Source organism: Streptomyces sp. NPDC001339 (genome assembly GCF_042895955.1).
GTDB lineage: Bacteria > Actinomycetota > Actinomycetes > Streptomycetales > Streptomycetaceae > Streptomyces.
Window position 1 is genome coordinate 451,570 of the sequence record NZ_JBIAWT010000001.1, and the last position, 24,496, is coordinate 476,065.

General features: G+C 70.9%; 25 protein-coding genes. 16 read left to right on the forward strand and 9 right to left on the reverse strand.

Going from position 1 to position 24,496, the window contains the following annotated elements; translation table 11 throughout:
* Positions 1 to 2: 2 nt before the first annotated feature.
* From ACFY12_RS01890 to ACFY12_RS01910, 5 genes are all read right to left on the reverse strand, one after another.
* On the reverse strand, positions 3 to 1,157 hold the full coding sequence (locus tag ACFY12_RS01890) for a serine hydrolase domain-containing protein (RefSeq protein ID WP_390713725.1): 1,155 nt from the start codon (positions 1,155 to 1,157) through the stop codon (positions 3 to 5).
* Between the two features lie 77 nt (positions 1,158 to 1,234).
* On the reverse strand, positions 1,235 to 1,819 hold the full coding sequence (locus ACFY12_RS01895) for a Clp protease N-terminal domain-containing protein (RefSeq protein WP_390713726.1): 585 nt from the start codon (positions 1,817 to 1,819) through the stop codon (positions 1,235 to 1,237).
* A gap of 3 nt (positions 1,820 to 1,822) precedes the next feature.
* Positions 1,823 to 2,032, reverse strand: coding sequence for a helix-turn-helix domain-containing protein (locus tag ACFY12_RS01900; protein WP_390713727.1), 210 nt, complete (start codon positions 2,030 to 2,032; stop codon positions 1,823 to 1,825).
* A gap of 82 nt (positions 2,033 to 2,114) precedes the next feature.
* Positions 2,115 to 3,077: a zinc-binding dehydrogenase gene (locus tag ACFY12_RS01905; RefSeq protein WP_390713728.1), complete on the reverse strand. Its 963-nt coding sequence runs from the start codon at positions 3,075 to 3,077 to the stop codon at positions 2,115 to 2,117.
* A gap of 276 nt (positions 3,078 to 3,353) precedes the next feature.
* Entirely contained in the window at positions 3,354 to 4,583 is a 1,230-nt protein-coding gene (locus tag ACFY12_RS01910) for an NADP-dependent malic enzyme (protein ID WP_390713729.1), read from the reverse strand.
* 539 nt (positions 4,584 to 5,122) lie between these two features.
* On the opposite strand from ACFY12_RS01910, the gene ACFY12_RS01915 reads away from it, so the two are divergent.
* From ACFY12_RS01915 to ACFY12_RS01930, 4 genes are all read left to right on the forward strand, one after another.
* On the forward strand, positions 5,123 to 6,097 hold the full coding sequence (locus tag ACFY12_RS01915) for an ABC transporter substrate-binding protein (protein WP_390714344.1): 975 nt from the start codon (positions 5,123 to 5,125) through the stop codon (positions 6,095 to 6,097).
* Positions 6,098 to 6,210: 113 nt separating this feature from the next.
* Positions 6,211 to 7,155, forward strand: coding sequence for an amino acid ABC transporter permease (locus ACFY12_RS01920; RefSeq protein WP_390713730.1), 945 nt, complete (start codon positions 6,211 to 6,213; stop codon positions 7,153 to 7,155).
* Between the two features lie 188 nt (positions 7,156 to 7,343).
* The gene (locus ACFY12_RS01925) at positions 7,344 to 8,096 is read left to right on the forward strand and encodes an amino acid ABC transporter ATP-binding protein (protein WP_390714345.1); all 753 of its coding nucleotides are present in this window, start codon (positions 7,344 to 7,346) and stop codon (positions 8,094 to 8,096) included.
* A 278-nt stretch (positions 8,097 to 8,374) separates the two neighbouring features.
* Positions 8,375 to 9,004: a CGNR zinc finger domain-containing protein gene (locus ACFY12_RS01930; RefSeq protein WP_390713731.1), complete on the forward strand. Its 630-nt coding sequence runs from the start codon at positions 8,375 to 8,377 to the stop codon at positions 9,002 to 9,004.
* Here the strand turns inward: ACFY12_RS01930 and sodX are convergent.
* On the reverse strand, positions 8,908 to 9,381 hold the full coding sequence (sodX, locus tag ACFY12_RS01935) for a nickel-type superoxide dismutase maturation protease (RefSeq protein WP_390713732.1): 474 nt from the start codon (positions 9,379 to 9,381) through the stop codon (positions 8,908 to 8,910). The genes ACFY12_RS01930 and sodX overlap by 97 nt on opposite strands.
* Positions 9,382 to 9,615: 234 nt before the next feature.
* Here sodX and sodN point away from each other — a divergent pair, with 234 nt between their 5' ends.
* The gene (sodN, locus tag ACFY12_RS01940) at positions 9,616 to 10,011 is read left to right on the forward strand and encodes a superoxide dismutase, Ni (protein ID WP_390713733.1); all 396 of its coding nucleotides are present in this window, start codon (positions 9,616 to 9,618) and stop codon (positions 10,009 to 10,011) included.
* A gap of 121 nt (positions 10,012 to 10,132) precedes the next feature.
* Here sodN and ACFY12_RS01945 read toward each other — a convergent pair whose 3' ends face one another.
* From ACFY12_RS01945 to ACFY12_RS01955, 3 genes are all read right to left on the reverse strand, one after another.
* The gene (locus tag ACFY12_RS01945) at positions 10,133 to 11,338 is read right to left on the reverse strand and encodes an MAB_1171c family putative transporter (protein ID WP_390713734.1); all 1,206 of its coding nucleotides are present in this window, start codon (positions 11,336 to 11,338) and stop codon (positions 10,133 to 10,135) included.
* The gene (locus ACFY12_RS01950) at positions 11,335 to 11,844 is read right to left on the reverse strand and encodes a hypothetical protein (RefSeq protein WP_390713735.1); all 510 of its coding nucleotides are present in this window, start codon (positions 11,842 to 11,844) and stop codon (positions 11,335 to 11,337) included. Before ACFY12_RS01950 ends, ACFY12_RS01945 begins: the two co-directional genes overlap by 4 nt.
* A 339-nt stretch (positions 11,845 to 12,183) precedes the next feature.
* A complete protein-coding gene (locus tag ACFY12_RS01955; protein WP_390713736.1) occupies positions 12,184 to 12,702 on the reverse strand; it encodes a hypothetical protein in 519 nt (172 codons plus the stop codon).
* Between the two features lie 346 nt (positions 12,703 to 13,048).
* Here ACFY12_RS01955 and ACFY12_RS01960 point away from each other — a divergent pair, with 346 nt between their 5' ends.
* The 11 genes from ACFY12_RS01960 to ACFY12_RS02010 all read left to right on the forward strand — a co-directional run bounded on the left by ACFY12_RS01960 (position 13,049) and on the right by ACFY12_RS02010 (position 24,491).
* The gene (locus ACFY12_RS01960) at positions 13,049 to 14,503 is read left to right on the forward strand and encodes an alkaline phosphatase (RefSeq protein ID WP_390713737.1); all 1,455 of its coding nucleotides are present in this window, start codon (positions 13,049 to 13,051) and stop codon (positions 14,501 to 14,503) included.
* 124 nt (positions 14,504 to 14,627) lie between these two features.
* A complete protein-coding gene (locus ACFY12_RS01965) occupies positions 14,628 to 15,872 on the forward strand; it encodes a DegT/DnrJ/EryC1/StrS family aminotransferase (protein ID WP_390713738.1) in 1,245 nt (414 codons plus the stop codon).
* Between the two features lie 87 nt (positions 15,873 to 15,959).
* Entirely contained in the window at positions 15,960 to 16,778 is an 819-nt protein-coding gene (locus ACFY12_RS01970; protein WP_390713739.1) for a DNA-methyltransferase, read from the forward strand.
* 5 nt (positions 16,779 to 16,783) lie between these two features.
* Positions 16,784 to 18,028 (forward strand): iron-containing alcohol dehydrogenase, encoded by a 1,245-nt coding sequence (locus ACFY12_RS01975; protein ID WP_390713740.1) that lies wholly within the window; start codon positions 16,784 to 16,786, stop codon positions 18,026 to 18,028.
* Positions 18,021 to 19,016 carry a hypothetical protein gene (locus tag ACFY12_RS01980; RefSeq protein ID WP_390713741.1) on the forward strand — a complete coding sequence of 332 codons (996 nt, stop codon included), beginning with the start codon at positions 18,021 to 18,023 and terminating at the stop codon, positions 19,014 to 19,016. The genes ACFY12_RS01975 and ACFY12_RS01980 overlap by 8 nt, the downstream gene beginning before the upstream one ends.
* A complete protein-coding gene (locus ACFY12_RS01985; protein WP_390713742.1) occupies positions 19,013 to 19,897 on the forward strand; it encodes a glycosyltransferase family 2 protein in 885 nt (294 codons plus the stop codon). The genes ACFY12_RS01980 and ACFY12_RS01985 overlap by 4 nt, the downstream gene beginning before the upstream one ends.
* Positions 19,894 to 20,868, forward strand: a complete 975-nt coding sequence (locus tag ACFY12_RS01990; protein ID WP_390713743.1) for a radical SAM protein — start codon at positions 19,894 to 19,896, stop codon at positions 20,866 to 20,868. The genes ACFY12_RS01985 and ACFY12_RS01990 overlap by 4 nt, the downstream gene beginning before the upstream one ends.
* Positions 20,868 to 21,809, forward strand: a complete 942-nt coding sequence (locus ACFY12_RS01995; RefSeq protein ID WP_390713744.1) for an NAD-dependent epimerase/dehydratase family protein — start codon at positions 20,868 to 20,870, stop codon at positions 21,807 to 21,809. The genes ACFY12_RS01990 and ACFY12_RS01995 overlap by 1 nt, the downstream gene beginning before the upstream one ends.
* Entirely contained in the window at positions 21,806 to 22,936 is a 1,131-nt protein-coding gene (locus ACFY12_RS02000; RefSeq protein ID WP_390713745.1) for a DegT/DnrJ/EryC1/StrS family aminotransferase, read from the forward strand. The genes ACFY12_RS01995 and ACFY12_RS02000 overlap by 4 nt, the downstream gene beginning before the upstream one ends.
* Positions 22,937 to 22,981: 45 nt before the next feature.
* Positions 22,982 to 23,761 carry a phytanoyl-CoA dioxygenase family protein gene (locus ACFY12_RS02005; protein ID WP_390713746.1) on the forward strand — a complete coding sequence of 260 codons (780 nt, stop codon included), beginning with the start codon at positions 22,982 to 22,984 and terminating at the stop codon, positions 23,759 to 23,761.
* A 79-nt stretch (positions 23,762 to 23,840) separates the two neighbouring features.
* Positions 23,841 to 24,491 (forward strand): SIS domain-containing protein, encoded by a 651-nt coding sequence (locus ACFY12_RS02010; RefSeq protein ID WP_390713747.1) that lies wholly within the window; start codon positions 23,841 to 23,843, stop codon positions 24,489 to 24,491.
* The last annotated feature ends 5 nt before the right edge of the window (positions 24,492 to 24,496 follow it).

Here is a 24,496-nt window from a genome sequence, read left to right on the forward strand (position 1 = left end):
GCTCACTCCGCCGACCCGGCGCCCACGCACTCCCGCAGCGCGCCGATGAGCCGCACGGCCCGCTGGTCGCCGCTGCCGCCCAGCATGTTGGCGGTGTAGGCGAAGCCCACCCCGAACTCGTCGTCGCCGAAAGCGAACTGGCCACCCGCTCCACTGTGGCCGAACGAGCGCGGGCCGAGCAGCCGGCGGAACGGCGAGTCGAGGAGGAAGCCGGAGCCGTAGCGCGCACCGAGGTCCGGCAGTCCGGACCAGGTGGGACCGCCGGACAGCTGCCGGACCGCGTCGGTGACGGTGTCCTCGGACAGCAGCCGTTCCGAGCCGTCCACGCCGGTGGCCACCGCCGCGTGCAGCGCCGCCAGGCCGCGCGCCGTCGAGACCGCGCCCGCACCGGGGAGTTCAGCCGTCAGCAGCGCGGGCGAGTTGTAGCCGTGCGGATCGTCGAGACCGGGGAACGGCAGCACACCGTTCATCGTCAGCGCCCGCATGATCAGCGCGTCGGCGTCCGGAAGGGCCGGCCGCCCCGCCCCCTCGACGAGCCGGGCCATGCCCGGTACCTCCTCCTCGGGCAGGCCGATCCAGGTGCGCAGCCCCAGGTCGTCGGCGATGGCCTTACGGAAGTAGGCGCCGGGGGTCAGCCCGGTGAGCCGCCGGATGACCTCGCCGATGAGGAAGCCGAAGGCGTGCGCGTGGTACTCGTACGCGGTGCCGGGTTCCCAGAGCGGCCGCTGCTCCTCCAGCGCACGGATCACCGGCGTCCAGGACGTCACCTCGTCGAAGGTCAGCCGCTTCTCCGCGAGCGGGATCCCGGAGGTGTGGGCGAGCACCTGACGGGAGGTGATCCGCTCCTTGCCGTGCCGGGCGAACTCCGGCCAGTAGTCGGCGATCGGCGCGTCGAGATCCAGACGCCCCTGCTGTACGAGCAGATGGGCGCAGACGCTGATGACCGCCTTGGCACAGGACATCACCGGAAGGGTGGTCTCCTCTTCCCAGGCCCGTCCGGTCCGGTCGTCGGCGACACCGCCCCAGAGGTCGACGACCCTGCGGCCGCCCACGTACACGGCGACGGCGGCGCCGAGTTCACCTCGCTCGGTGAAGTTCCGCGCGAATTCGTCCGCGACGGGACCGTATCCCTCATCGGCCCATCCGTGGTGCGACATCGTGCAGCTCTCTCTTTCTCACAACAGCCGGGCCGGCCTCCTGGGCCGTTGACCAGGGCACCGTACGTTCGACCTGGTCACGATAGGTTTCGGCCCCTGCGGCGCTCCACCGGTTTTCCGCCCTCGCCCACGACCCGCAGCACATCGGCGAACGTCACCCCGTGCTCGGCGAGCACCGCCGCGGCCGGCCCCGGCCTGGCCGTCAGAGCCATCAGCAGGTGTTCGTCGCCGAGCCGGCGTTCGCCGCGGCCGGCCGCGATCCGCAAGGCGCGCTCCAGCACCGACTTCGCCTCCGCCGTGAAGGGCCGCCGCGTCCGCTTCCGGCGTCCGGGCGCTCCGTCCACGGCCAGGGCGCCCACGCCGTGCGTCCGTTCCACCCGTGCCACGATCTCGTCGACATCGATCCCGAGCCCGGCCAGTGCCACCGCGTCGGCCGTCGAGATCCCCCCACGCCGACGGACCGTCGCGAGGGCCTCGGCCACCGATTCCCGGCGCTTGTCGACACCGAGCGCGCCGAGTGCCGCCGCGGCCGGTGACCCTTTACGGTCCAGGAGCGCGAGCAGCAACTCCGGTTCGCCGACCGTGCTGCTGCCCGTTCGCCCGGCCTGCTCGGCCGCCTCGCGCACCACCGCACGCGCATCGGTCGTGAACTTCTCGAACATCGGTCAGCCCCTCCCGTGCTTCTTGTGCACTGCCTGTCTGCTGACCCCCAGCTCGGCCGCGATCTCCTGCCACGACCAGCCCTTCGCCCGGGCGCTGCGCACCTGGACGGCTTCGAGCTGCTCCAACAATCGCCGGAGCGCGGCCACGGCGCGCAGCCCGATCCTGGGGTCCCGATCACCCGCCTGCTCGGCGAGATCCGTTGCCTTGGTCATGGTGTCAACGTACGTTGACACGCCGCGCGCCGTCAACCGTTATTGACAGGGCGATTGTTGACAGGCCGATCGCGGCTCACTCTCACACCGTCAGCACGATCTTCCCGAACAGTTCCCCCTCGGCCATCTTCGCGAAGCCCTCGCGTGCACGGTCCAGCGGCAGTGTCGAGTCGATGACCGGGCGGATGCCCTTGGCGGCGCAGAAGTTCAGCAGTCCGGTCAGTTCCTCCTTGCTGCCCATCGTCGAGCCGACGATCTTCAGCTCCAGGAAGAAGATGCGGTTGAGCTCCCCGCTCTGCGGGGTGAAGCCGCTGGTGGCGCCCGAAATCACCAGCGTGCCACCGGGCTTGAGGGATTTCACGGAGTGCGACCAGGTGGCGGCGCCGACGGTCTCGATCACCGCGTCCACCCGCCGCGGCAGCCGCTCCCCGGTGGCGAACACCGCCTCCGCGCCGAGCTCCAGTGCGCGCTTGCGCTTGGCCTCGTCCCGGCTGGTGGCGAAGACCCGCAGGCCCGCGGCGGCGCCGAGGACGATGGCCGCGGTCGCGACACCGCCGCCCGCGCCCTGGACCAGGACGCTGTCCCCGGGCCGTACACCGGCGTTGGTGAAGAGCATGCGGTACGCGGTCAGCCAGGCGGTCGGCAGGCAGGCGGCCTCCTCGAAGGACAGCTCCTCGGGCTTGGGCAGGACGTTCCAGGCGGGGACGGTGACCTGCTCGGCGAACGTGCCCTGGTAGCGCTCGGTGAGGATGGAGGGCTTCTCCCGGGCGCCGACGCCGTGGCCGGTCTGCCCGATGACGGAGTGCAGGACGACCTCGTTGCCGTCCGCGTCGACCCCGGCGGCGTCGCAGCCGAGGATCATCGGGAGGGACTCCTCGGTGATGCCGACCCCGCGCAGCGTCCACAGGTCGTGGTGGTTGAGGGAGGCGGCCTTGACGTTGACGGTCGTCCAGCCGGGGCGTACCCCGGGGGCCGGACGCTCCCCCAACTCCAGGCCGTTCAGCGGCTGGTCACGGTCGATACGGGCGGCATAGGCAGCAAACATGATCCCAACGTAGGGCGCGACCGGGCCCCGCGGTACCGGGCGGACGTGTGACACGCACCGCGCCTGCCCGCCCCGGCACCGGGGCATACGGCGACGGGCCGGGCCCGCACCCCGTATCAGGTGCGGACCCGGCCCGTGGCGACGTCACGGCACACGGTCACGGCACACGCCTACGGTCGCTCTCGATCCGCTGGTCCGCCGGCACGCGCCGACGGCACGCGTCGGCGACCAGACAGCGACCGGACGGCGACCGGACGGCACGCCGGGCCCCGGCGGTCAGCGCCGCGCCACGCCCTCCGCGCGGGCGGCGGCCGCCACGGCGGCGGTGACCGCGGGCGCGACGCGCTCGTCGAACGGCGAGGGGATGACCCGGTCGGCGCCGAGTTCCCCGGCGACGACGGCGGCGATCGCCTCGGCGGCGGCGAGCTTCATCCCCTCGGTGATCCGGGCGGCCCGGACCTGCAGGGCACCGGCGAAGATGCCGGGGAAGGCCAGCACGTTGTTGATCTGGTTGGGGTAGTCGCTGCGCCCGGTGGCGACCACGGCCGCGTACTTGTGCGCCACGTCCGGGTGGATCTCCGGGGTGGGGTTGGCCATCGCGAAGACGAACGCGTTCTTCGCCATCTTCGCCACCGCCTCCTCCGGCACCGTGCCGCCGGACACACCGATGAAGACGTCCGCCCCGTCCAGGGCGTCCGCGAGCGAACCGGTCAGCCCGGCCTTGTTGGTGAAGCCGGCCAGCTCGCGCTTGACGTCGGTGAGGTCGCCACGGTCGGCGGAGACGACGCCCTTGCGGTCACAGACCGCGACGTCCCCGATGCCCGCCTCGATGAGGATCTTGGCGATCGCGACACCGGCCGCGCCGGCGCCCGAGATGACCGCCCGCAGCTCGCCGAGCGACCGGTCGGTGAGCTTGGCGGCGTTGCGCAGCGCGGCCAGCGTGACGACGGCGGTGCCGTGCTGGTCGTCGTGGAAGACCGGGATGTCCAGGGCTTCCTGGAGCCGGCGCTCGATCTCGAAGCACCGGGGAGCCGAGATGTCCTCCAGGTTGACGCCGCCGAAGGACGGGGCGAGCCGGACGACGGTCTCCACGATCTCGTCGGTGTCGGTGGTGGACAGCGCGATCGGCACCGCGTCCACCCCGCCGAACTGCTTGAAGAGGATGGCCTTGCCCTCCATCACGGGGAGGGAGGCCTCCGGGCCGATGTCACCCAGGCCGAGCACCGCGGTGCCGTCCGTGACCACGGCGACGACCTGTGACTTCCAGGTGTAGTCGTGCACCAGCTCGGGCTGCTCGGCGATGGCGCTGCACACCTTGGCGACGCCTGGTGTGTACGCGAGGGACAGGTCGTCCTTGTCACGGAGCGGCACGGTGGCCTGGATGGCCATCTTGCCGCCGCGATGCAGCGCGAAGGCCGGATCGAAGGTGCCGTCGGGCGCCGTGCCCGGCCCTTCGTCCGCGCCCGCATTGCTGTCGCTGCGAGGATTGACGATCTCCGCTGCCACTTGTCTTACCCCTTTATTCGTAAATCTGCTGAGGGTGTCCACTCCCTGGTTGAGGGGTGGGCGGGCACCGCGTCCGCGCCCTGCCGGCGGATGGCCGCCCCGCAGGGGAGGTACGAACGCCGGGCGCGCCGCACACGCGCCCTGAGCCCCGGATGAGGGGTGTAACGAACCTTTCTACCGGACGGGCGCGGGCGCCGACGAGTCAGATTCATTACCCTCGAGTACAGGGATCCGACAATAACCGCGAAATGCTCAAAAACCTCAGAAGATCCGGCACCGTACCCCCTGACCACGGTCCGGATTCCGAGACGACCGAGGGCGCGGCCCGCCCCATTTGCCCCATCGGACGACCGTCGCCCCTTTCCTCACAAGGGTTTCACCGCACCGCCCTCGTCCGTTATGCGATTTTGACCTGTACGACAGTCCGAATACCGGAGCCCGGATGGCAGGATTCCGTCACCCCACCCGGTCGCGACGCTCGAAGGTGTGTGCCCCGGCCCGTCAGTCACGTCGTCTTCTCCATACGCAGGAGGATCATGATGACCGCAAGCACCACCCGTCTCCCGGCCACCGGCCGGCCACGCAGAGCGCTGGCCGCCGCGGCCGCGGCCGTCGCCTCGCTGACGCTCCTGAGCGCCTGCGGCGACCAGACGGACGCGGCCATCGCCAAGCGTGAGGCGCAGAAGAACCGGAACGTCAACGCCCCGCTGTTCGGCAAGCTGCCCAAGTCCGTCCAGGAGAAGGGCATGCTCCAGGTCGGCTCGGACATCACCTACAAGCCGGTGGAGTTCCGCTCCGACGGCAAGGTCGAGGGCATCGACCCGGACCTCGCGGAGGCGATGAGCAAGGAGCTGGGCATCAAGCTCAACTTCAACAACGCCACCTTCGACACCCTGATGGGCGGTCTGAAGTCCAAGCGCTACGACTTGGCGATGTCGGCGATGACCGACACCAAGGAGCGCCAGCAGGGCATCGACAGCAACACCGGCAAGAAGATCGGCCAGGGCGTCGACTTCATCGACTACCTCGACGTCGGCGTCTCGCTCTACACCCGCAAGGGCAAGACCAACGGCGTCGACGGCTGGGAGACGCTGTGCGGCAAGAAGATCGCGGTACAGCGCGGCACGGTCTCGCACGACCTGGCCAAGGACAAGTCCACGGCCTGTGAGGGGAACGGCGAGCAGCCGATATCCATCGAGGCCTTCGACAACGACTCCGAGGCCCAGACCCGGCTGCGTACCGGCGGTGTGGACGCCGTCTCCAGCGACTACCCGGTCGCGGCGTACGCGGTGCAGGTCTCCGGCAAGGGGAACGACTTCCAGATGGTCGGCGGCGCCCCGCTCAAGGCGGCCCCGTACGGCATCGCGGTCCCCAAGGGCCAGGAGCAGCTGCGCGACGCGCTGAAGGCCGCCCTGGAACGCGTGATCCGGAACGGTTCGTACGCCAAGGTCCTGGAGAAGTGGGACATCAAGGACGCGGCGGTCAAGGAAGTGAAACTCAACGGCGGCAGCTGAGCCGCCGAGCCGCCGGCAGGCCCTCGCTCCCCGGTCCCGCCCGGCCGTCCGTCCCCTTCGGCCACTCCACCGTCCCTTCGGCCACCCCCGCCGAACGCTGAAAGGCAACCTCCGTGTCAGTTGACGTCGACAAGTCGGCCCAGCCGCCGGCGGACGCTCCGCCGCCCCACCCCGAGCCCATCAAAGCCATCCCGGTCCGCCATTACGGGCGCTGGGTCGCGGCGATCGTCGTCATCGGGCTGATCGCCCTGCTCGTCCGCGCCTTCGCCTCCGGGAACGTCAACTGGGGCGCCATCCCCCAGTACATGTTCAACGGGGACATCCTCAAGGGCCTGCGCAACACCCTGCTGATCACCGTACTCTCGATGATCATCGGCATTGTGCTGGGTGTGGTGCTGGCCGTGATGCGCCAGTCCAAGAACCCGTTGACGGCGTCCGTGTCGTGGTTCTACATCTGGTTCTTCCGCGGTACGCCGGTGTACGTCCAGCTGTTCCTGTGGTTCAACCTCGGCCTGGTCTTCGAGTACATCGACATCATGCCGATCTACAAGGACGAGTGGTCGGACTTCATGACCCCGTTCATGAGCGCGCTGCTGGGCCTCGGCCTCAACGAGGCCGCGTACATGGCGGAGATCTGCCGGGCCGGTCTGAACTCCGTCGACGAGGGCCAGACCGAGGCGGCGCACGCGCTGGGCATGAGTCACGGCAAGACGCTGCGCCGGATCATCGTGCCGCAGGCGATGCGGGTGATCGTGCCGCCGACCGGCAACGAGGTCATCAACATGCTGAAGACCTCCTCGCTGGTGATCGCCGTCCAGTACTACGACCTGCTCCAGTCCGCCCAGAACGTCGGCCGGGACTCGGGCGTCGTGGTCGAGATGCTGATCCTCGCCGCCGCCTGGTACCTGATCGCCACCACGGTGCTCAGCATCGGGCAGTACTACCTCGAGCGCTACTACGCCCGCGGCGCCAGCCGCCAGCTCCCGCTCACCCCGCTGCAGCGCGCCAAGGCGAAGCTGTCCGGCGGCTTCAACCGCTCCGCCGGAGGTGTCGGATGACCAGCAAGAAGAAGACCACGACGAGCAAGCAGAGCACGGCGAGCAAGCAGAGCACGGCCGACGAGAAGAACACGGCCGGCAAGCCGACCACGACGAGCCAGAAGGCCACCACGAGCCAGCAGGCCACCACGGGCAAGAAGGCCACCACGAGCACGACCGCGAGGACCGCGGGCACCAGCGGCGGCCCCATGGTCCTGGCCGAGGGCGTGCACAAGTCCTACGGCGCGGCCCACATCCTCAAGGGCATCGACCTGGAGGTCGCGCCCCGCGAGGTCTTCTGCCTGATCGGCCCGTCCGGCTCCGGCAAGTCGACGTTCCTGCGCTGCATCAACCACCTGGAGAAGGTCAACGCCGGCCGGCTGTCCGTCGACGGTGAACTGGTCGGCTACCGGGAGCACAACGGCAAGCTCTACGAACTGCGCGACCGCGAAGTCGCCGCCCGCCGCCGCGACATCGGCATGGTCTTCCAGCGCTTCAACCTCTTCCCGCACATGACCGCGATCGAGAACGTCATGGAGGCGCCGGTCCAGGTCAAGGGCGAGTCCAAGTCCTCCGCCCGGGAGCGCGCGGCCAGGCTCCTGGACCGCGTCGGCCTCGCCGACAAGGCCGGGAACTACCCCTCCCAGCTCTCCGGCGGCCAGCAGCAGCGCGTCGCCATCGCCCGCGCGCTGGCGATGGAGCCCAAACTGATGCTCTTCGACGAGCCGACCTCGGCCCTCGACCCGGAGCTGGTCGGTGACGTCCTCGACGTCATGAAGGACCTGGCCGCGGACGGGATGACGATGATCGTCGTGACCCATGAGATGGGCTTCGCCCGCGAGGTCGGCGACTCGCTGGTCTTCATGGACGACGGGGTGGTCGTCGAGTCCGGCCACCCGCGCGAGGTGCTCGGCAACCCGCAGCACGAACGGACGAAGTCGTTCCTGTCGAAGGTGCTGTAGAGCGGAGGCGCTGTAGGGCAGAGGCGCTGGAGGGCGAAGGTGCCTAGCCCGGAGGCGTCGCAGGGCGAAGGCGCCGTAGGGCGAAGGCACGGTAGGGCGACGCGGCGGTGCTCCGCTTCCGGACGGTCTCCGGGAGCGGAGCACCGCCGTGTACAAGCGGTTCACGGCCCCGCGGCCCCGCGACCCCAGGCCGTAATACCCTTGTAGCGAATATACCCATTACTACGAGTGTGCATCCGCACCCGGCCCCCGCCCGCCCGCAAGGACTAGGACGACAAGTGGAACTGGCCTATTACTCGGACTACGCCGTGCGACTGGTCAACACCGAGCGGCCCGAACGCGGCGAGGACGACCTCACCTCGGTCGAGGCCGTGCGGGAACTCTTCGGCCCGATGCAGCAGGCCGCCCGGCGGGCGGGCGACAGCGACGTCACCCGGCTGCGCGGGGTCCGCGCCCGGCTCCGCGCGGTCTTCGAGGCGGCGGCGGCCGGCGACGAAGTACGGGCCGTCGACCTGCTCAACGCGCTGATGATGGAGTTCCCGGTCAGCCCGCAGATCTCCGGCCACGAGTTCCGCGACGACGACGGCCGCCCCAATTGGCATATGCACATCGCCGACCACGCCGCCAGCGCCACGGCCGCCTTCGCCGCCACCGCCTCCATGGGCCTGGCCTTCCACCTCACCGAACTGGGTGTGGACCGCCTGGGCGTCTGCGAGGCCGCCCCGTGCCGCCACGTCTACCTGGACACGTCCACCAACCGCTCGCGCCGCTACTGCTCCGACCGCTGCGCCACCCGCGCCAACGTCGCCGCCTACCGCGCCCGCAAACGCCTGGAGAACGAGCGCTCCGCCCGTACCGGCCGCACCGCCGACACCGCCCACGACAGCACCCCGGCGACCGACCGCTGAACCCCCCGGGGCGGCCGGACCCGCACCCAGGCACGGGCGACGACCAGTTCGTCGGGAACCACCCCGAATTCCCGGCTGTCGTTCTCGACGAACGGATTGTCCCCCTGGACCCACCAGCCGCCGTCGCGCCGCCGCACCGCCCGCTTGACGATCAGCAGGTCCTGCCGGAACGGGTGCTTCAGCACCACCACGTCACCGGGCCGTACCGCCGCCCCGTACTGCACCACCAGCTGGTCACCGGGCAGCAGCGTCGGCACCATTGACGGGTTGTACACCTCGGCCAGCCCGAACGCCCGCAGCGGCCCGCCCCGCGTCCGTCCCCCATGCGTCCCCTGGCCCCGCTCCCGGCCGCGCTCCCGCACCCGCTCCGGCTGCATCCCATACCTCCCGTACCGCCCAGTCCGTCCCGTACTACCCGGTCCAGTCCAGGTCAGACCCTCCCCCAGACTCCGTCCGGGGGCACCCCCATCTCGCTTCGCTCGCCGGTCCATCCTCCCGCAGCCCGAGCCTGACCCCGGACTTTTGCCCTAAGCCCCCGGGCCACCCGAGAAAAGCCTTCCCGCACCGAGTAATCTCGCACCTGAGAAGACGATCACGAGGAAGGACTGAACATGCTTTCGCGCCTGTTCGCCCCCAAGGTCAAGGTCAGCGCCCACTGCGACCTGCCCTGCGGTGTCTACGACCCGGCCCAGGCCCGTATCGAGGCCGAGTCGGTCAAGGCCGTCCAGGAGAAGTACCAGGCCAACGACGACGCGGACTTCCGCACCCGCGCGATCCTCATCAAGGAGCAGCGCGCCGAGCTGGCCAAGCACCACGTCTCGGTGCTGTGGAGCGACTACTTCAAGCCGCCGCACTTCGAGAAGTACCCGGAGCTGCACCAGCTGATCAACGACACCCTCAAGGCCCTCAGCGCCGCCAAGGGTTCGAACGACCCGGCGACCGGCCAGAAGGCACTGGACTACATCGCCCAGATCGAAAAGATCTTCTGGGCGACCAAGCAGGCCTGATCGCGAATCGAGCCGCTCTACCTGCGATTTCCTTGATCGCTCGGGTGTGCCGTCCGCACCCGGTCCGCCGGCCGCCGAGCACGGCGGCCGGCCCGGACCGGGTGCGGAGTGCTCTGCGCCGTCAGCCGTCGGCCATGGTCTCCTGCGGCTCCTTCATGACGCTGAACTCCCGTATGCGCGGGGAGGCGTACGCGTCGGCCGCGCACAGCAGGAACGCCGTCTCGTCGGCGAGTTCGGCCGCCGCTTCGCACCCCAGCTCCAGCGCCTCCACCCGTTCCGGTCCACCGGCGCGCTCACGCCCGGCGTCCCCGGACCGCAGCGCCTCCCTGAGCACACAGGCGAGTACGGCGGCGTGCGGGTACCGCCATTCGGTGCCGGCCGCCGTCACATGGCGCCGCGCCTGGTCCAGGACGGCGGGCTCGGTGTGCGGGCACAGGACCAGGACCGAGTCGCGGATCTCGATCACCTTGCGGTAGGCCAGCAGCCGCCAGGAGGACCGCGGCCACAGGATCTCCACCAGCCGTGCCCGCGGCTTCTCCAGGATCACCTGCGGTACGGCTCGCGCCAGCTCGTGCCACAGCGGCCACAGCCGCCACACCGTCGCGATGTCCGAGGCGGAGCGTCCCAGTGCGAACGCCACCGGGACGAGGAGAGCGGCGGCCCGCAGCAGGCTGTGCAGGTCCATCAGCGGCCGCAGGCACGGGGTGAGCCACTGGACGTGCAGCAGCAGCCGGGCGAGCTGGCCGAGCCAGAACACCCCGGCGAGCGCGGTGCCCCAGCCGAACAGCCGCAGACTCAGCCGCAGCGAACGGCCGGCGCCCGCCTTCTCGTACTGCCGGCACATCACGACACACGCCGTGTTGGCGACCAGATGTGCCCCGATCATCAGCAGCCAGTAGGCGGTCGACGGGTCCGGGACATCGGGCGTGTGGGCTCCGGGCCGGATGTGCGGGCCGGACATCAGATCGAGCAGGACCATCGCGGGCAGCACGACCCCGGCGGCCTTCCACAGCTTCGGCTTCGCCCCGGGGGCGTCGGGGAGTGTGGAGAAGGCGACGAAGTGGAGCACCGCCCCGGCGGACAGCACTCCGAACAGGTCCTGGGCGAGCGGGGCGAGATGAGGGGTGTGGGTGAGCGCGACCACGAGCCGTACGGCGTAGGGATGGCCCATGGTCGTGGCCGCCGCGGCGGAGGTGACCGCGAGCCACAGCCCCCGCTGGTGGGGTGAGCGGATGACCGCGGGCAGCCGCACCAGGATGGTCGCCCACAGGGCGAGGGTGCCGACGGTGTGGGTGACGTTGCCGAAGGCGGTGAGGGCGGAGGTCATACGGGCCGTACCCCCAGCGCGGCCCGTATCCGGTCCAGCGCGTCGCGCGGCTGCTGTGCGTCGGCGTGGTGCTCGCCGGTGCGGATCATGCTCGCGAGCAGCTCGGCCTCCCGCTCCTGGCGGGAGGTGTAGTTGGTACGGGCCAGCAGCTGCCGGACGACACGGGGGTCCAGGTCGGGCAGGAGCGCGGCCGGTACCCCGCTGTCGGGGGCCAGCGCGTAGTGGTCGAAGAGCATATGGCCGATCTCGTGCAGCACGATGTGCTCCTGGTGCACGCGCGTGGTGCGCTGCTCGAAGAAGATGTGGTCGCCGGCGTCGGTGGCCAGCCACAGACCGCAGGCCCCGGCGACGGCGGCGGGCTGCGGAAGCGGGTGCAGGTGCAGTGGTCGCCCACGCCGCTCGGCCACTTGACGGCAGAACGAACTGAGCGAGAAGGGGTAGGGCGGGCTGATGTGCTCCAGTGCCTTGTGGCAGCGGCGTCGCAGGCTGGCGTTCCCTAACGGCATACGGCTCTCCCCCTCTGCCCGCGTACGGGCAGGCGGCGATGGGCGGTCTGGGTGCTGACCCCGGTCCTTCCCGGTGCGCGGACAGCGGTGGTCGGACGCGGTCCGCGGGAGCGATGGCCGGTCGCCGGCGCCGAGTGGTACGGGAATCCGGAGCGGGGCCGGCCGAGCTTCCTCAGCTACCGGAAGGGAGAACGGAGGGCGCGACGAGGCGGGGCGGACGGGGTGCGCCGGATGCCGGACGACGCCGCGAAGTGCCCTGTCCGGCTGGGGTGAATCGCATGAACGTACATCTCCTCTGGGTGGGTGTTGCCGTTCGTCCCCCGTGGTGGATGTGTGGTCCTAGGTTCCGTCCGCGATCCGGTCGTCGGCCGGGCCGGTGCCGGGCCCGGTGGCACCTCCCGGGTCGTCCGCGATTCCCGCCGGCGGCCGGCCGGAGACCTTGCGGGCTTCGTTGACCATCATGAGCAGGGCGTCCAGAGTCGCCGGGGAGAGCCCTTCGGCGCGCAGCGCGAGGTTGCGGACGCGGGTGTCGCGCAGCGCGCTCGCCAGGGCCAGCTGGGTGTTGACCCGGTCGGCCACCTCGTCGTTGAGGAAGTATTCGGCGGCGACCCCGAAGAACTCGGCGAGGACGTCGAGCTGTTCCAGGGTCACATTGCGTTTCTTTCCCGTGGCCAGCTCCCACAGATACGTGCCGGAGATGGCTCCGCCGGTCTTCTCCCGGATCTCCTTGGCGAGCCGGGCGTATCCGGGGCGCTTGCGCTCGTCGGGATACAGGGCGGCGATGAGGTCCCTCAGCCGCTGGTCGAACTTGCGCACCAACGGCCGCTCGGGACGGGGTGCTTGACTGCCGCTGGACATCCGCCATCCCCCGGTGCAGATCACCGTCGCGGGCGGGCACCCGCCGTTGTGTACGGAACTTTTGTCTATCTATACCGCCGTCCGCCCACGTTGACAAGGGAATCGGAAGGCGGGGACGGCCCGATGGTCTTGCATCCGCTGAAGCGGATGACCGAACCTGGGCCCAGGCCCACCGAACGCCCGGTCCGGACCCCGTCCGGGCCGCTGCCCGGCCCCTGCCCGGCTTCCCCTCGACTCCCCTCACCTCCCCCTCAACTCCCCATCAACTCCCCTTCGAATCCCTCCGATTCACCTTGTTTCCCCTCGATTCCCCAGCACGCTATGCACGATATGGAGGTACGGCGCAATGCGCCTCATACGCCCGGAAGAACCTTCCAGCCATCAGCAAACCCCCCGCAGGAAGGGCGCGTTGAGCCGACGCGGCCTCGCGGCAGGAGCCGCGGCGCTGCTGGCCGCCGGTCTCGTGGTCCCCGCCGCGGCGTCCGCTCCCACGGCGCCCGGGAACGCCGCGAAGGCGGCACCGCACAACGTCATCCTGCTCATCGGCGACGGCATGGGGGACTCGGAGATCACTCTGGCCCGCGACTACACCGTCGGCGCGGGCGGCCGCCTCGCCCTGGACGGACTGCCGAGCACCGGCACGTACACCACGTACTCCGTACGCCCCGACGGCTCCCCCGAGTACGTCACCGACTCGGCCGCGGCCGCCAGTTCCTGGGCCACCGGGGAGAAGACGGCGAACGGCCGGATATCCACGTCCCCCCGCACCCACGAAACGCTGCCCACCATCCTGGAACTGGCACACGCGCACGGCTACGCCACCGGCAGCGTCACCACCGCCGAGCTGACGGACGCCACTCCGGCGGCCCTGGTCGCCCATGTCGCGGACCGCGAGTGCCAGGGCCCGGCCGACATGGCCAAGTGCCCGGGTGACGCGGCCGAGCACGGCGGCGCGGGCTCGATCGCCGAACAGGCCCTGACCGCCGGGGCCGATGTGCTGCTGGGCGGCGGCCGGCAGCGCTTCGAGCAGCGGGCACTCGGCGGCCCGTACAAGGGCAGAACCGTCCTCGAGCGCTCCCGTGAGCTGGGCCATCAGGTGGTGACCGACGCGGCGGGGCTGCGCCGGGCCACGCCGGGCAGGCCGGTGCTCGGCCTGTTCGCGCCCGGCGCCGTCCCGGTGGAGTGGACCGGCGAGCGGGCCGCCGTCGGCGGCACCGCGCCGCAGCGCTGCGTCACCGCCAACCCGGCCCGCCCGGCCGGTACGCCGACGCTGGCCGAGCAGACCCGCAAGGCGCTGGGACTCCTCCAGGGCTCCTCGGACCGGGGCTTCTTCCTCCAGGTGGAGGGCGCTTCCATCGACGAGCAGGACCATGCCGCCGACCCCTGCGGCCAGATCGGCGAGACGGCCGCCTTCGACCGTGCCGTCAAGGTGGCCCGCGACTACGCCGCCGCACACCCGGGCACCCTGGTCATCGCCACCGCCGACCACGGCCACGCCAGCCAGATCGTGCCCCTGGACGCCGAGCCTCCGGGGCGCACCACCACGCTCGTCACCGACGAGGGCGCGCACCTGAAGGTCAACTACGGGACCGGCGCGGCCGACGACACCCAGGAGCACACCGGCACACAGGTGCGCATCGCCGCCCAAGGCCCGCTCGCCGAGCGCGTGTCGGGGGTGACGGACCAGACCGGGCTGTTCACCACGTTGCGTAAGTCGCTCCAACTGCCCAAGCCGACCAGGGCAGTTGGTCCGGGGAATATTCACCTGGCCAAATCCTCCGCTGTTGTTGACAATGAATGAGTCCCCTGGCGTACTCTCTCGGCATGTTCCATCCGCTATAGCGGACGTTATGCGCGACACCCTTGGCACTCCCCCACGACCACCCTCCACACAGGTGGTCCCGTGAACCCGGAGGTCCGGCAGGTTGAAGACGCACACGCACGCATGGCCCACGTGGCCGACGTACACCGCACAGACCGAGGAACGCCTGCTCACGGCGCTGCGGTCCGGCCGCTGGGCGGTCAGCGGCTCCTACACCGGCGAGCGGTCCTTCGAGGAGTCCTTCGCCCAGGCCTTCGCCGGCTATCTCGGAGCCGCCCACGCGGTTCCCACCTGCAACGGCTCGGCAGCCCTCACCATCGCGCTGGAGGCCCTGGGCGTCGGCGCCGGGGACGAGGTCCTCGTCCCCGGCCTCACCTGGGTCGCCTGCGCCTCGTCCGTCCTGCGCGTCGGCGCGACCCCCGTACTCGTCGACGTCGAACCCGAAACCTTGTGCATGTCGGTCGCGGCCGCCGAGGCCGCGCTCACCGAGCGCACCAAGGTCGTGATGGCGGTGCACCTGTACGGCTCGGCCGTCGACCTCGACGCCATGACCGAGCTCACCCGGCGCCACGGCCTGGCCCTGCTGGAGGACTGCTCGCATGTGCACGGCGCCATGTGGCGGGACCGCCGGCTCGGTACGTTCGGCTCCGCCGCGGCGTTCAGCCTCCAGCAGACCAAGCTCCTCACCTGCGGCGAGGGCGGTGTGGCAGTGACCTCCGACCCCGAGGTCCACGCCCGTCTCTACCGCAAGCGGGCGGACGGCCGCCGTCATCGCGAGGGCGCCCCGCTCGGTGAACTGGAGCTGGAGGAACTGCCCGGCGTCCAGGGCTACAACTACTGCATGAGCGAATTCAACGCGGCCGTCGCGCTGGACGGGCTCGGCAGGCTGGACGAGGAGAACGCACGCCGGCGGGAGTCCATGCGGCACCTGGAGCGGCTGCTCGACGGTGTCGAGGGTGCCCGGCCGCTCGCCCGCCCCGCGGCGGTGTCCGCCGAGGCCGCCTACCAGTTCTGCATCCGGCTGGATCCGGAGGTGTTCGGCCCCGGGGCCAAGCACAAGGTCGCCGCCCTGCTCACCCAGCAGCTCGGGGCGCATATCGAACCCATCGACGCGGCACTCCACCGCAACGACCTCTACCAGCCGCTCACCTCCGGCTGGGTCCGGCCCGCCGCCGACCCCGAGCGGGCCCGTGCGCTGGACCCCGCGCGCTTCGCACTCCCCGTCGCCGAGACCGCGGGGGAGAACGCCGTCGTGCTGCCGCACCGGATGTTCCTCGCCGAGCCCGGGCGCATGGAGCTCATCGCCACGGCACTGGACGCGGCCAGGGCCCGGCTCGCGGCGGCCTGACGCCACTCGGGCGCGCGGGGCGGGCCGTACCGGCACCGCACACACCACCGCGCCCTCTCCTGGCTCCTCTCTCGCGAAAGGCATGCCATGCCAACCCGTACCCTCACGGACACCGCGGTGCGCACGGTGGCGGCCACCGACGGCGGGACCCTCACCCAGGGCGACGCGGTCGCCTTCCTGCGCACCCTGCCCGATGCCGCCGCCCGCCTGGTGGTCACCTCCCCGTGGTTCACCGGCCCCGCCGAGGCCAGTTCGGCCGACCCGGCCGGCGCCGGATTCACCGCCTGGCTCGACCCGTTCCTGACCGAGATCGCCAGGGTCCTCAAACCGGACGGCAGCCTGGTCATGGAGCTGGGCTGCACCTGGGCCGAGGACCGCCCGGTGCGCACGGTGCAGAACTTCGCCGCCATCAGCGGCCTGCTCGCCCGTGGCGACTGGCACCTCCTCCAGGAGTTCTACTGGTACAACCCCGACCTCCTGACGTCCCGGGACGAATGGGTCCACCAGCGCCGGGTCCGCTTCGACGAATGCGTCACCATGTGGTTCTGGCTGGCCAGGACGCCCGAGGTACCGGTGGACACCCGGCGGGTGCGCGGCTTCCAGAACAACCTCACCCGGCCGTTCGGCAACTTCCTGGCCATCGGCGACTCCCACGCCGACTACCCCTACCTCGACGAGGTGGCCGGTGAGCGCACCCGGGCACACGCCGACCGCTTCCCCGTCGCCGTGCCGGAGTACTTCATCCGCCTGCTGACCGAGGAGGGCGAGCTCGTCGTCGACCCCTTCGCCGGGATCGGCTCCACCGCGCTGGCCGCCGTGTCCCACGGCCGCGCCTGGGCGTGCAACGACTTCTCCGAAGAAGCCACCTCAATCGCCAAGCGGCGCATCGACGCAGTACGAAGGTGATGGTGATGGACCTCCAGTTCCCCTCCACGGCCGCGGCCGGCACCGACGGCGGGCCTCTCCCGTTACACGAGCGGCACTTCGACCTCGGCGACAGAAGGGTCCGGGTGCTGCTGGGGCACGACTGCCTCGACGAGGTGGCCGGGATGCTCACCGGCCTCGACGCCGACCGCTTCGTGTTCGTCACCGACGACACCGTCCAGGGCGTGGTCGCGAGCAAGCTCGCCGGGGCCGTCGAACAGTCCGCCCCCGTGCTCCTGCTCTCCCACCCGCCCGGCGAGGAGCACAAGAACCTCGCCACGCTCTCCCGGTTCATCGATCTCGCCCTGGACTTCAAGGTCAGCCGGCGCTCGGTGGTGGTCGCCGTGGGCGGCGGCATCCCCGGCAATGTCGCCGGGCTGCTGGCCGGGCTGCTCTTCCGCGGCGTCCGGCTCGTCCACGTCCCCACCACCGTCATCGCCGCCTGCGACTCGGTGATCTCCGCGAAGCAGGCGGTCAACACCCCGCACGCCAAGAACACCGTCGGCCTCTACCACCCGCCCGAGATGATCCTCGTGGACCTCGGCGTGGTAGCCATGGGCTCCCCGCGCGATCTGCGCTCGGGCACCTGCGAAACCGTCAAGAACGCGCTGGCCATCGACCCGGAGCAGATCCCCGCACTGCGCCGGCTGCTGCGCCCTCAGGCCGACTACACGGCGGCGGAGCTGGGCGAGATCTTCGACCTCAGCCTCGCGGTCAAGAGCCGGCTGCTGCTCCAGGACCCGCACGAGAAGGACTCCGGTGTGCTTCTGGAGTACGGCCATACCGTCGGCCACGCCCTCGAACTCGCCAGTGCCGCGGGCAACTCGGGGGTCCGGCCGGTCAAGCACGGCGAGGCGGTCGCCCTCGGCATGGCCGCGGCGGCGGACGTGGCCCACCGGCTCGGCCTGCTCGACGCGGACGCCGTCGCCGTACACGAGGAGCTCATCGGACGCGCCGGGGTGTGCCGGTGCCTGACCGCCGGACTGGATCCGGACACGGTCATGCACCACATCGGGTTCGACAACAAGCGCGGCTACCAGCCGCACCCCTCCTCCGAGGTGTCGATGGTGCTGCTGAGCGCGCTGGGCGTGCCGCTCAACCCCGACCGGCGCTACCTCACCCCGGTACCCCGCGCCGAGGTCCGCGCCGTCGTCGAGGACCTGCTGCGGCGCGGTGCGGAGTGCGGCGCGCCGGCCGGGGGATGGAGCGAGGAGAGCGGGATCCATGGCTGAGACCGTCACGGCCCGCGCCCCGCTGCGGATCTCGCTGGCGGGCGGCGGCACGGACATCCCCAGTTACTCCTCGCGCCACGGCGGGCTGGTGATCGGCTGTGCCATCGACCGGTACGTCGGCGTGACCGTCCACCCCCGGGAGTTCCAGGGGAAGTTGCGCGCCGCCACGGACACCTGCGCACTCGTCGACCGGGCCGATCAGCACCCCGATCCCATGGTGCGCGCATGCCTGCTGAGCGCCGGGTTGAGGCGCGACTGCCAGGTCGCCACGTTCAGCGATGTGCCCAGCGGCAGCGGACTGGGGGGCTCGGCGGCACTCGCCGTCTCCCTGCTGCACGCCGCCGCCCACGCCCGCACTCCCCCGGCCCGCGAACTCGCCGAATCGGCGAGCCGGATCGAGATCGCCGACCTGGGCCGCGCGGTCGGCAAGCAGGACCACTACATGGCGGCGTACGGCGGCATCCGGATGCTGCGCATCGACCGCTCCGGCCATGTCGAGCCCGAACCGCTCGACCTCGACCCCGGTGTCCGGGACGCACTCCAGTCCCGGCTGATGCTCTTCTACACGGGCATCAGCCGGGACGCGGGCGACATCCTCTCCGAGCAGAACCGCCGCACCCTGGAGGGCCACAGCGACGCCCTGGAGCGGCTCCACGGAATCCGGCGGATCGCCGACGACATGGCCGACTGCCTGCGCAAGGGCGATATCGACGGCGTCGGCGGACTCGTCGAGGAGCACTGGCGGCTCAAGTCCCGCCTCGGCTCCCGCGTCAGCAGCCCCTGGCTTCAGGAGCAGCACGACCGGGCCCTCGCAGCCGGTGCCGTCGGCGGCAAGCTCCTCGGCTCCGGCGGCGGCGGTTTCCTCCTGCTGGTCGCGGGCGCCGGCCGCCAGGACGCGGTGCGCCACGCGATGACCGGGGCGGGCCTGACGGAACTGCCGTTCCGCTTCACCGGGAGCGGCTCCGCCTCCGCCGCACTGCCCCTGTGAACCCCCTGCCGCCCTCCGCACTGACCCCGCACCCGACCCCGCACCGAGTGAAGGGCGGTCCAGCCGTGCTGGTCACTGTCGTCACCCTCACCCGAACCCGGCCGCGCCTGCTGGCCCGCGCTCTGCGCAGCGTCCAGCAGCAGGACCTGAGCGCACCGTTCCAGCATCTCGTCGTCGTCGACGACTGCCACGACACCTACCTGTCGCTGCGGGAGCGGGAGCCGCTGCCCGGCAACGTCCGCTGGCTGCTCGCCGGGCGCGGGCCCGACGACGTGTCCGGGCCGGGGCGCTCGGCACGGCTGCGGAACATGGCCGCACACCTCGTCCGCTCCCGCTGGATCTGCTTCCTCGACGACGACAACGAGTGGGAGCCGGACCACCTCGACAGCCTGCTGGAGTGCGCCGAACGGACCGGCTGCCGCGCCGTCCACTCCGAGCTGCGCATGCTCAACTCCGACGGCACCCCCTACCTGGAACCGCGGGAGCCCTGGGCCCGCGATGCGGCGGAAGGAGGCGCCGAGTACGCACGGATGCGCGACAAGGGCGTGGTCACCCCCGGCACTTGCGTACGGCACGACCGGCTCGACCCGCTCGGCGTCGCGGACCCGGTGGTCTCCGTGGACACCGGCGAATGGCTGCTCGCCCGCGAACTCCTCCTCCAGGTGCCGTTCCGGGACGACTACGACGCCCGGGACGAGGCCGAGTCCATCGGCGAGGACGACAAACTCGCCAGGGACCTGCGCGAGCGCGGCGAACCGGTCGCCTGCACCGGGAAACCCACCCTGCGCTATTACCTCGGCGGCTATTCCAACAACTTCTCCCTGCCCTTCGACTCCACCTTCTCCTGGCGAGCCCCCGGAGAGAATGAGGCGGTCCTATGACCTATCACATCGAAAACGGAAAGGTAGTCACGCCGGAGGGGTGCGAACTCAATGTGGCGCACCACTGCAATCTCGGCTGTGCCTCGTGCAGCCACCTCTCCCCGGTCTTCAAAAGGTCCTTCATCGAACCGGATACCGCACAGCGCGATCTGCACCTGTTGGCCCGGTCCTTCCGGGCACAGTTCGTGAAGGTGCTCGGCGGCGAGCCGCTGCTGCACCGCGAACTCGTACCGATCCTGCGCTCCGTGCGCACCAGCGGCATCGCCCCGCGCATCATCGTCTGCACCAACGGCGTGCTGCTGCCGCGCATGGGTGAGGAGTTCTGGGCGGCGGTGGACGAGGTGGAGATCTCCGTCTATCCCGGCCGGGAACTGCCCGCGGAGAAGATGGCCCGGGTCCGGCAGTTCGCCGAGGAACACGGCGTCACCCTCACCCTCCTGCACTACACCCATTTCCGCTATTCCTACTCGGAGTTCGGCACTCGCGACGACCGCCTGGTCCAGCGGATCTACGACACCTGCCAGATCGCGCACATATGGCGCTGCCACACCCTCTTCGAGGGGTACTTCTTCAAATGCCCCCAGTCGGTGTTCATCCCGCAAGTCCTCGAAGGCGGGCCGGACATGTGGCGCGACGGACTGCGGATCACCGATGATCCGGGATTCGCGGAGCGGCTGCTGGCCTACCTCCAAGACCCCACGCCGCTGGGCGCCTGCCGCAACTGCCTGGGCAGCGCGGGGCTGCGCATGCCTCATGAGCAGCGCACCCGCCGGGACTTCCGGACACCTCAGCGGCACACCACCGAGGAACTCGCCGACCGCGACTTCCTCGCCCTGCTGGACGGCACACCGGACGCCGACGACGGCTGTGCCGTGGACACCCCCGAGGAATGGCGCGCCCGGCTGCGGGAGACCGCCGGTGCCACCGCCGCCCGTGCCGACACCACTGCGAACACCGTGAAGGGGTCCTGATGCGTTGCCTTGTGACGGGCGGTTCCGGCTTCATCGGCCGCCATGTAGCCCGCCGGTTCCACGAGGAAGGCCATGACGTCCTCGTCGTCGACACCCAGTGGACGCCCGACGACCCGCTGCCCGGCGTGGCGCTGAGCGTGACCGCCAGGAAGGAGATGGCCGCGCTCTTCGCTTCCTGGCGGCCCGACGCGGTGATGCACCTGGCCGGGGTCGCCGACGCCCGGGCGGTGCTGGCCGACCCGGTGACCGCGATGGACAGCAATGTGACCGGTACCGCCGTCGTCCTCGACGCCGCGGCGGCCGCCGGCACCTCGCGCGTGGTGATCGCGGGCAGCTGCTGGGTCTACAACGCCATGCGCGTCGAGGCCATCGACGAGGACGAGCCCTTCCTGCCGACCGGCGCGGGCCACTTCTACACCACCACGATGATCACCAAGGAGCTGCTGGCCCGGGACTACGCCCGGCTGCACGGCCTGGAGTCCACCGTGCTGCGCTACAGCCCCGTCTACGGCCCCGGCATGTGGCCCGGGCTCGTCGTCTCCGCCTTCCTGCGCGCCGCGGCCGAGGGCCGGGAGCTGACCGTCTTCGGCGACGGCTCCGAGCGCCGGGCCTTCCTGCACGTCCACGACCTCGCCGACGCCTTCTACCGCGCCACCGCTCCGGTCGCCGCCCACCAGGTCTACAACCTGGAGGGCCCGGAGATCGTCACCACCCGGGAACTCGCCCAGCGGGTCTCCGACCTGTTCGGCGGGGTGCCCATCGCCCACCGCGAAGAACCCACCCGCCGCGGCGAACTCGCCTACTCCCAGCGCTTCGTGTCCACCGCCAAGGCCCGGGAACAGCTCGGCTGGCGTCCGCGGATCACCCTCGACGAAGGGCTGCGCAGGGAACTGGACGCCCTCACCGGCCAGGGCCGGGCGACGGAGGTGAGCGGACGATGACCGGGCCGCGAGTGGTTCCCGTACGACCCGACTTCCCGGCCGAGGACATCGACACCGTGCTCGGCGCCGTACGCACCTGTCTGGAGACCGGACAGCTGGCCCAGGGAGCCCAGGTCGAGGCGTTCGAGCGGGAGATGGCCCAGTACACCGGGGCCCGGCACGCCATCGCCGTCGCCTCCGGCACCGCCGCCCTGGTGTGCGGGCTGCGGGCCCTCGGGGACCGGGCGGGCGGCGAGGTGCTCGTACCCGCCAACGCCTTCTACTCCTCGGCCGCCGCACCGCTGCTGGCCGGACTGCGCGTCCGGCTCGCGGACATCGACGCCGGCACACTCGCGCCCAGCGTACGGACCCTGGAGCAGGCCGTCACCGAGGACACCACCGGGGTCCTGCTGGTCCACATGGGCGGCCTGATCACCCCGGACATCGAGGCCATCGCCGACTGGTGCGCCCAGCGCGGACTGTGGCTGTTCGAGGACTGCGCGCACGCCCACGGCAGCCGCCTGGGCGGGCGGCACGCCGGCACCTTCGGCGTCGCCGGGGCCTTCTCCTTCTTCGCCACCAAGGTCATCACCTGCGGCGAGGGCGGCATGGTCACCACCGACGACGACGAACTCGCCCACCAGGTCCGGCTGCACCGCAACCTGGGCAAGCCCGAGGCCTGGCGCAGCTACCACACCGCCCTCGGCGAGAACGCGCGGATGAGCGAGCTGCACGCCGCCGTCGGACGCACCCAGCTCCGCCGCCTCGACGGGTTCCTCAAGACGCGCGACGCGCTCGCCCAGCGCTACACCGCGGGGCTCGAAGGGCTGCCCGGTGTACGCCCCGTCCTGCCTCCGCACTCCCCCGTGAGCTGGTACAAGTACGTCGTCATGCTGGACCCCTCGGTGGACCGGCAGCGGCTGCGCGCCCGTATGAAGGACGCCGGGGTACAGCTCGGCGGTGAGATCTACGAGCTGCCGCTGGACGCCCAGCCGGTCTTCACCGGCCGTATTCCGGCCGGGGACCACCCCGTCGCCGCGGATGTCTGCGCCCGGCACATCTGCCTTCCCCTGCACACCCGTATGAGCGAGGCCGACGCCGACGCCGTGCTGCGCGCCCTCGCATCCGCCCTGGAGTCCCAGGACTGACCACCGCTACCGGAAACTCCCAGGTTCTGACGGAAGGTGACCGCAATGCCCGCTCTGTCGCCGGAGGAGCTCTACCTTTTCGACACCACGGGGTTCCTGGTGGTGCGCGAGGTCTTCTCCCCCGCCGAGGTCGACCGGTTCCGCAAGGAACTCGACGCGCTCCACCCCGTGGACCCCGGCTTCGCGAACACCCGGCGCTACCACGACCTGCCCGCCACCAGTGAACTCTTCGCACAGCTGGGCCGGGACGACCGGATCGTGCACCGCGTGCGCGAGGTGGTCAACCAGCCGCTGCGCATGCTGGAGGGGTACGGGCTGCGGCGCGGCCCGGACAGCGTGCTGTATCTGCACGGCGGCAACTCCGAACTGCTCGACCTCGGTAACGGCACGGTCGGCCGCGATATGTCGATCACCCACACCTACCACGACGGCAGGCTGTTCTGCCCGTACGTGAAATCCCTGGTCTACCTCAGCGACATCGCCTCGCCCGACGACGGCTCGTTCTGCTACGTCCAGGGCTCCCACAAGGCCAACTTCCCCCTGTTGCGGCCCCGCGCCGAACGCGGCGCCCGCACCTCCCTGATCGACGAGGGCTTCCCCACGCTCACCGATGTCTTCGTGGGCGCGGGCGATCTGCTGCTGCTCAACGAGGCGCTGATGCACGGCACCCGGCGCAAGCGCACCCCCGGCGACCGCCTGCTGGTGGCTTACGGCTACGGGCCGACGTACATGGCCGACTGGCGCGAACTGGACGGTGAGACCGGCGATCTGCGCGGCACCGGATACGTCGACCACGACGTGGAAGAGGACTTCGTCCACCCCTAGGACCTGTCTCCGCAATCTCCCCGCCGATCTCCTCGCGATCTCCCCGCGATCTCCTCGACACGATTGCAGGTACGCAGTGATGACGCAGAACTCCCTCTCCCCCGGCCGCCCGGTCCGAAGTCAGTGGCACGAGTACCTCGGCGCCGCGGGCCCCTTGCTGGAAGCCATGGACGACCAGGTGCGGCGGCTGATCGCCGAACTCGACGAGGTGCGGCACAGCGGCACCACGGTCTACCTCGCCGGCAACGGCGGCAGTGCCTCGGCCGCCTCCCATCTGGCGCAGGACCTCCTCAAGGGCACGTCGGCGGAGCACAACCCGCCGCTGCGGGCCGTCTCTCTGGCCGACAACCTGTCCATGCTGACCGCGTACGCCAACGACTGCGGCTACGAGAAGGTGTTCGTCGAGCCGCTCCGGCTGATGGCGCGCCCGGGCGACCGGCTGCTGGTGATCAGCTGCTCCGGCACCAGCCCCAACGCGGTGGCCGCCGCCCGCTATGCCAGGGAAGCCGGACTACGGGTGATCGCGGTGACCGCGGGCAGCGGCGGCACCCTGCACGACCTGGCGGACCTGGAGGTCAATGCCCCCACCAAGGACGTCGGGTTGGCCGAGGCGATGCACAGCATGATCTTCCATTTCGTCACCCAGTCGCTGCGGGACGGCTACGACAGCCGCACCGGCCGCGACAGCCGGGACGGCCTGGCCCCCTCTCCCCTGACCCACCAGCGCTGAAAGGC